General features: G+C 64.6%; 6 protein-coding genes and 1 pseudogene. 6 read left to right on the top strand and 1 reads right to left on the bottom strand.

All coding sequences use genetic code 11. The features are described from left to right. The 5 genes and pseudogenes from AC1DJT_RS33160 to AC1DJT_RS33140 all read left to right on the top strand — a co-directional run. Positions 1-641 (top strand): annotated as a pseudogene (locus tag AC1DJT_RS33160) (acyl CoA:acetate/3-ketoacid CoA transferase); the annotation flags it as partial. Further along, positions 638-1,411 (top strand): enoyl-CoA hydratase/isomerase family protein, encoded by a 774-nt coding sequence (locus AC1DJT_RS33155; protein ID WP_441507862.1) that lies wholly within the window; start codon positions 638-640, stop codon positions 1,409-1,411. The pseudogene AC1DJT_RS33160 and the gene AC1DJT_RS33155, both read left to right, overlap by 4 nt. 3 nt (positions 1,412-1,414) lie before the next feature. Beyond that, positions 1,415-2,170 carry a 3-ketoacyl-ACP reductase gene (locus AC1DJT_RS33150; RefSeq protein ID WP_441507863.1) on the top strand — a complete coding sequence of 252 codons (756 nt, stop codon included), beginning with the start codon at positions 1,415-1,417 and terminating at the stop codon, positions 2,168-2,170. A gap of 17 nt (positions 2,171-2,187) precedes the next feature. After that, a complete protein-coding gene (locus AC1DJT_RS33145) occupies positions 2,188-3,348 on the top strand; it encodes a dihydrodipicolinate synthase family protein (protein ID WP_441507864.1) in 1,161 nt (386 codons plus the stop codon). A 31-nt stretch (positions 3,349-3,379) separates the two neighbouring features. After that, on the top strand, positions 3,380-4,513 hold the full coding sequence (locus AC1DJT_RS33140; protein ID WP_476835734.1) for an AGE family epimerase/isomerase: 1,134 nt from the start codon (positions 3,380-3,382) through the stop codon (positions 4,511-4,513). A gap of 83 nt (positions 4,514-4,596) precedes the next feature. Here the strand turns inward: AC1DJT_RS33140 and AC1DJT_RS33135 are convergent, their stop codons facing one another. Beyond that, the gene (locus tag AC1DJT_RS33135; protein WP_476835735.1) at positions 4,597-5,544 is read right to left on the bottom strand and encodes a helix-turn-helix transcriptional regulator; all 948 of its coding nucleotides are present in this window, start codon (positions 5,542-5,544) and stop codon (positions 4,597-4,599) included. Between the two features lie 498 nt (positions 5,545-6,042). Here AC1DJT_RS33135 and AC1DJT_RS33130 point away from each other — a divergent pair, with 498 nt between their 5' ends. Further along, a complete protein-coding gene (locus AC1DJT_RS33130; RefSeq protein ID WP_441507867.1) occupies positions 6,043-6,333 on the top strand; it encodes an STAS domain-containing protein in 291 nt (96 codons plus the stop codon). Positions 6,334-6,413: the final 80 nt, after the last annotated feature.

Here is a 6,413-nt window from a genome sequence, read left to right as displayed (position 1 = left end):
CCGAAGGGCAGGCCGGCAGCGTCACCTGGGCTATCGAGCAGGGTGCGGTCGGCGGCATGCCGTTGACAGGCTTTGCCTTCGGATGCGCGGCCAATGCCGACGCCATCCTGCCTTCACCCCAGCAGTTCACCTATTTCCAGGGGGGCGGCTTCGACTGCGCGCTGCTCTCCTTCCTCCAGATTTCCGCCGCGGGCGACGTCAATGTCTCGCGGCTGGGCTCGAGGCCCTATCTGACGGCTGGCGCCGGTGGGTTCGTCGACATCACGGCTCACGCCAAGCGCGTTGTCTTCAGCGGAACCTTCACCACGGGTGGGCTCGATGTTGCGATTGCCGATGGCGGTTTGACCATCAAGCGCGAAGGCAAGCTCAGGAAGTTCGTGCCGGAGGCCGAGCATGTCACCTTCAGCGGCCGCCGCAGCCGAAGCGTTGGCACGGACGTACTCTATGTCACCGAGCGCTGCGTTTTGCGCCTCACCGATGAGGGGCCGGAGGTGATCGAGATCGCCAACGGCATCGACCTGAAGCGCGACGTTCTGGAGCAGGCGGATATTCCGCTTAGGGTCGCCGMCGATCTCAGGCCGATGGATCCTCGCCTGTTCGATCCGGCCCCGATGGGTCTCGTCCTTGGAGTCAGGCCATGAGCGAAGAGCTTTCATTCGACGTCCGGGGACCTGTCGCCAGCATCACCTTGCGGCGCGCGGCCAAGCTCAATGCCTTGACGCCGGCGATGCTCGACGGACTGATCCGTGCCTGCGACGCCATCGAGGCCGACCCGGCCATTCGCTGTGCCGTGCTGCTGGCAGAGGGCAAGGCCTTCTGCGCGGGGGCCGATATCAATGCGTGGTCGGGCCTGACGCCKATCGAGATGTGGCAGCGCTGGATCGTGCCCGGTCATTCCGCGTTTGGCCGTCTCGCTGCGTTGCGCGTTCCGACGCTCGCGGTCGTCGAGGGCGCCTGCTTTGGTGGCGGCCTCGAACTCGCGCTGTGCTGCGATATCAGGATTGCGTCGCATCAGGCGATGTTCGCGATGCCTGAGGTTTCGATCGGGACACTGCCGGGCTGGGGCGGAACCGGGCGCCTGCCGCGCGCGGTCGGGCTGCCTCGCGCCAAGCAGATGATCTTCTCCGGTGAGCGGATCGATGCGGCGCGGGCGGAAGGCTGGGGGCTCGTCAACGGTGTCTTCGAAGGCGAAGGGGCACGCGCCGAGGCTTCGCGCCTGGCGGACCTGATCGCGGGACGCGCACCGGTCGCGGTCGCGGCTGCGAAGCTGGCGCTCTCGGTGCATGAGAACGATGCGCCGTCACGCGCGCTCGAGGCGCTGGGCGGAGCGATTGCGTCGGCGACGCAGGATGCGCGCGAGGGGCTGGCATCATTCCGCGAGAAGCGGGCTCCGAACTGGCAGGGGCTCTGAGACATGGCCATCGCCAGCGTCACGGGAGCAGGCCGMGGCATCGGTCAGGCCATCGCGATCGCGCTGGCCAGGGCCGGCTTCGATCTCGTCCTGAACGATCTCAGCGAAGAGGCATTGGCAGAGACCGCGGCGGCTGTGGTCGCGTGCGGTCGCAGCCATGCGCTGGTCGCCGGTGATATCGGAGCAGACGCTGCGCGGATCGGCGACAGCATGGCCGGCGCGCTTGGCCCGCTGCATTGCCATGTCAACAATGCCGGCGTGCCGATGCGCCAGCGCGGCGACCTTCTCGAAGGTGGCGCTGACGAGTTCGATCATGTGATGGGGATCAACCTGCGCGGCACGTTCCTGCTGACGCAGGCGATCGCCCGGCGCATGGCAGGCGAGGCCGCATCGCCTGGCACCGCGCGCAGCATCATCACTGTCACCTCCGCGAGCGCGATTCTGGCGTCACCCGAGCGCGGCGCATACTGCATCTCCAAGGCGGGCGCCTCGATGATGGTCAAGCTCTTTGCCTTGCGGCTCGCCGAACATGGCATCATGTGCCACGAGATCCGGCCCGGCGTGATTCATACGCCAATGACCGCGCCCGTCTCCGCGCGCTATGACGCGATGATCGCCGACGGCCTGACCCCGGTTGCCCGCTGGGGCGAGGTCGAGGATGTCGCTCGCACCGTCGCCTCCCTTGCTACCGGCGCACTCCCCTTCAGCACGGGCGACGCCTTCCATGTCGATGGCGGGCTCCATCTCCACCGCTTGTGACAGCGCCGAGGTCTTCAATGCCGAACCTTGTCCTACCCGTCGCGCCTGGGCGCAGCGAAACCTTCAGCCTGTCGCCGGCGCGCGCCTTCGAGCGGCACGAGGGCCCGTTCACACGCGTGGCCTATGCTGCGCCCCATGTCGTGGTGGATGCATCGGCCGAGCACGATCCCTGGCTCGATGCAGCGATCGATTGGGAGCGCACCATCGCCTTCCGCCGGCATCTCTGGTCGCTGGGTCTTGGTGTCGCCGAAGCGATGGATACCGCGCAGCGCGGTATGGGACTTGGCTGGCCTTCGGCGCTGGAGCTCGTCCGCCGCAGCGTCGAGGCGAGCCGGGATTTCCCGGGGGCGCTGATCGCTTCGGGCGTCGGAACCGACCACCTGGAGCCGGGGCCGGGCGTCACGGTCGATGACGTGCTGCGGGCCTATGAGACCCAGTGCGAGGCCGTCGAAGCGCTCGGTGGGCGCATCATCCTGATGGCGTCGCGCGCGCTGGCCGCCGCGGCACGCGGGCCGGCCGATTATGCCCGCGTCTATGGGCGCATCCTGTCGCAGGTGCGCGAGCCGGTCGTCCTGCACTGGCTCGGCGACATGTTCGATCCCGCCCTGGCAGGCTACTGGGGCGGGGCCGAATTCGAGACCACCATGGCTACGGTGCTCGACATCATCGCTGCCCATTCCGACAAGGTTGCCGGCATCAAGATCTCCCTGCTCGACAAGGACAAGGAAATCTTGATGCGCCGCCGCCTGCCGGCCGGAGTGCGCATGTTCACCGGGGACGACTTCAACTACGCCGAGCTGATCGAGGGAGACGAGCACGGGCACTCCGATGCGCTGCTTGGCATCTTCAACCCGATTGCGCCGGCTGTGAACGCGGCGCTGGGCGATCTTGCGCGCGGCGAGCAGGAGCGCTTTCGCAGGACACTGGCGGCGACCGTTCCGCTCAGCCGCGAAATCTTCACGGCCCCGACACGCTTCTACAAGACGGGTGTGGTCTTCATCGCCTGGCTCAACGGTCATCAGGACCATTTCACAATGCTGGGCGGGCAGGAGAGCACGCGCTCGATTCTGCATCTCTCGCGGGTCTTCAGGCTGGCCGATCAGGCCGGCATCCTGATAGATCCCGAGAAGGCTGTCGCACGGATGCGGCATCTGCTGGCGACACATGGCGTGGCTTGAAGACGTGACGATGAATCCTGCGGCAGCCGGAATGCCTGATTTCGCTTCTCGCAGAGGCCGCGCCGGACGCTGGCTGACCGAGGAACTGCTTCCAGGCTGGGCGCGGGTTGCCCGTCATCCCATCGGCGGTTTCGTGAGCGGGCTGTCTGGATCCGGCGAGCCTTTGATCGGGCAGCCGCGGATGCTGCTGGTCCAGGCTCGCCTTGCCTACAGCTTTGCAGTGGCACACAAGCTCGGTGTGCCGGGCGACTGGGCGCTGAAGGCCGCGAAGGATGCCTTCGCCGTGATCGTCGACGCGTTGCGCTCGGCGGATGGCGGCTTCAGGCAGAGCACCGGGCCCGAAGGGGCGACCCGCGACTTCTACGATCATGCCTTCGTGGCCTTCGCCTCTGCCTGGATGGAGCACGTGACCGGCGATGCCGGCTATCGTTCCGTTCTGCGCGAGACCATCGCCTTTCTCGACGATCGGATGGCTCATCCGGCCGGCGGCTATCGCGAGAGCCTCGAGCCCTCCGCTGGCCCTCGTCGCCAGAACCCGCATATGCACCTGCTCGAGGCGCTGCTTGCCGCATGCCGGGTCACCGGCGAAGCCGAGTGGCTTCTGCGGGCGCGGGGCATCGTCGATCTCTTCCTGGCGCATTTCTTCGACGTGCGTACCGGTTCGCTGATCGAGTTCATGACCGAGGACCTGGCGCCCTGCCCGGGGGAAAAGGGCGACTGGCGCGAGCCGGGTCACCATTTCGAATGGGTCTGGCTCCTGCTCGAATACCATGCTCTCTCTGCCGATGATCGGGTGCTTGCCCCCATCGAGCGGCTCTACGCCTCGGCAATGCAGCATGGCGTTCGGGGCTTCGCGGATGGCCGGGTGGGGGTCATCGAGGCGATGAGCGCAGCAGGCGATCCTCTGTCTCTCGATCGTCTGCTGTGGCCGCAGACCGAGTATGTGAAAGCCGAGATCGCGCKGGCGCGGCATTTCGGCGACGGCGACGCGGCGAAGCGCGCGGAACGTCACTTCACGGAGATCCGGGAGCTCTTCTTCGGCAACGGCGCACTGCTCTGGGCGAACCGCCTCGGTCCTGACGGTGGTTCGCGCGAGGATATCGTCCCGACGCGCGTCCTCTACCATGTCGCCTTTGCGGCGGCGGAGCTGGAGCGTGGCGCCTGAGCCGCCTGTTTGACGGTTGAAGTCGCTAAGCTCGAATTCCTGTCCCGGAGATCCCCGGCGAGCCCCCTTCGTCGCTTCGGCATCTAGGGCTTCACGGCTCCCTTCGGTTGCGGCAGCTGGCTGAGCTGGGTGCGCAGTGCCACCGCGCTTAGGCCAAAGGCTGCTTCGAACTGCGTATTGAAGCGCGTGAAATTGGAGAAGCGCCAACGCCGCGCAATCTCGCCGACGCGTTCGCCGGAATGGCCCTCGATCTCGCGTTTGACGGCCTCTAGCCGCACCGAGCGCTCGTACTCGGAGATCGACATCCCCAGGAACTTCTGAAAGCCGTATTGCAGGGCCCGCAGGCTGACGCCGGCGACCGCCGCAAGCTGCTCGGGGGTGATCGGCCTGCGGGCATTCTCCCGGATGAATTCGATGGTCCGCTTGACGTGCTTTGGGGCGATGACATGCGAGCCCCGTTCCAGCGCCTTGGCGTGATTATGGGGCAACACCTCCAGGATGAGGTCTGCCAGCAAGGCGCTCAGGCGCCTCGCGCCATGTGGAGCATCCTGCAGCAACCGGACCAGCATCGAAAGGTCGAGCCCCACGAGGAAGCGACGCAGGGCGTCGACTGAGGGCTGCTCCAGATCAAGCTCAGGCTCGAAGCTGAGCTTGCGCATGACCGGCGCCCCGGTCAGTTCGAACAGACGGTTGGTCAGCAGGTTTCTGTCGATGAGAACGGAATAGTTTTCCGAATGGGCTGAACGATGCAGCGCCTTGGTCTCGMCCACATCGAAGATCGCGGCCTGCTGCTTTTCGCAGCGAATGACGCGATCTCCGAGCTCGATGCTCGTCGAACCCTTGAGCGCCACCAGCAGCTGATATCCCCATGGACTTTGCCGTGGCTGGATTTCGACGGCATTCTCGAAACTCGTACGGGTAAGGACAATCCCGTCCGACGCTTGATTCAGTGCATTGATCTCAATTCGTCCAGAGGACTCATTCTGCGGCGAGATCGAGAGGCTCACTCCGCATGCTGCAAAGTGGTCCATGGCTTCGTGAGGGTCATGGGTGACGAAATGAAGCAGCGTCTGGCGCCGCGCTGTCGAGCGGTGATGGGCGCGCGTCATCACACCGTTCTCGACCTCGGCTCGCGGCACAGATCGCCGGCGGAAGCAAGCGTACTGGCGAGCCCYTGGCTGCATGGCAGCTTCCGACATCGCAGGTGTCGACCCATCTGAAAGCCCCTAGGCCGACCGGATTGCCTGAATCCGCCGACGATTTTTTACAGTAGGCGAAGCGAGAGGACAGATTGCGCAAACTGGATTCGCCGGGCGCAACTGCCTGACAAACAGCGCAATATCTGATTCGCGGTTAATATATCGATCAGAATTGAAGGTAAAGATTGGCCCTATCAAACGTTTCAGACCTAAACTATCTCGATTGTTTGTATGTAATCCTGCTGTAATTCGGCAGAATTTCGTGCGCGGTCGGAGATTGAATCTTGTTGGTCATAAGGAACGAAGGTCAAGATATAGAAGGTTCAATTCGTGCTGACGTTAATGCTTCCAGCAGATTGCTCGCTACGAATGGTAGGTCATCTGTTTGATCAGATGACCTCTGCTGTTCAGGCCGAGGCTGAGGTCGAAATCGATTGTTCGGCCCTTGCCGTGATCGATCTCGCCGGATTGCAGCTTCTGATTTCGGCTGGCCGGACCGCACGAGCGGCGGGCAAGCGCATCTGGCTGCAGGCTCCTTCGGACATCTTGAACGCTGCGCTGGTGCGGGCAGGCATCTCGCCCGCGCAGTTCGGTGACTGCATTCTCATCAACAGGGCTTGAGTGGCATGGCGGCAATTCTGACTGTCGACGATTCTCCGAGCGTGCGGCAGATGATCAAGCTTGTGCTCGCTCCCTCCGGC

This window comes from Allobosea sp. 05T422_2 (genome assembly GCF_056396265.1).
This window is presented reverse-complemented; position numbering and strand designations above follow the sequence as displayed.

Excerpts from the sequence above, each read along its gene's own strand:
- AC1DJT_RS33145 (WP_441507864.1), top strand. The coding sequence starts at position 2,188 with ATGCCGAACCTTGTCCTACCCGTCGCGCCTGGGCGCAGCGAAACCTTC.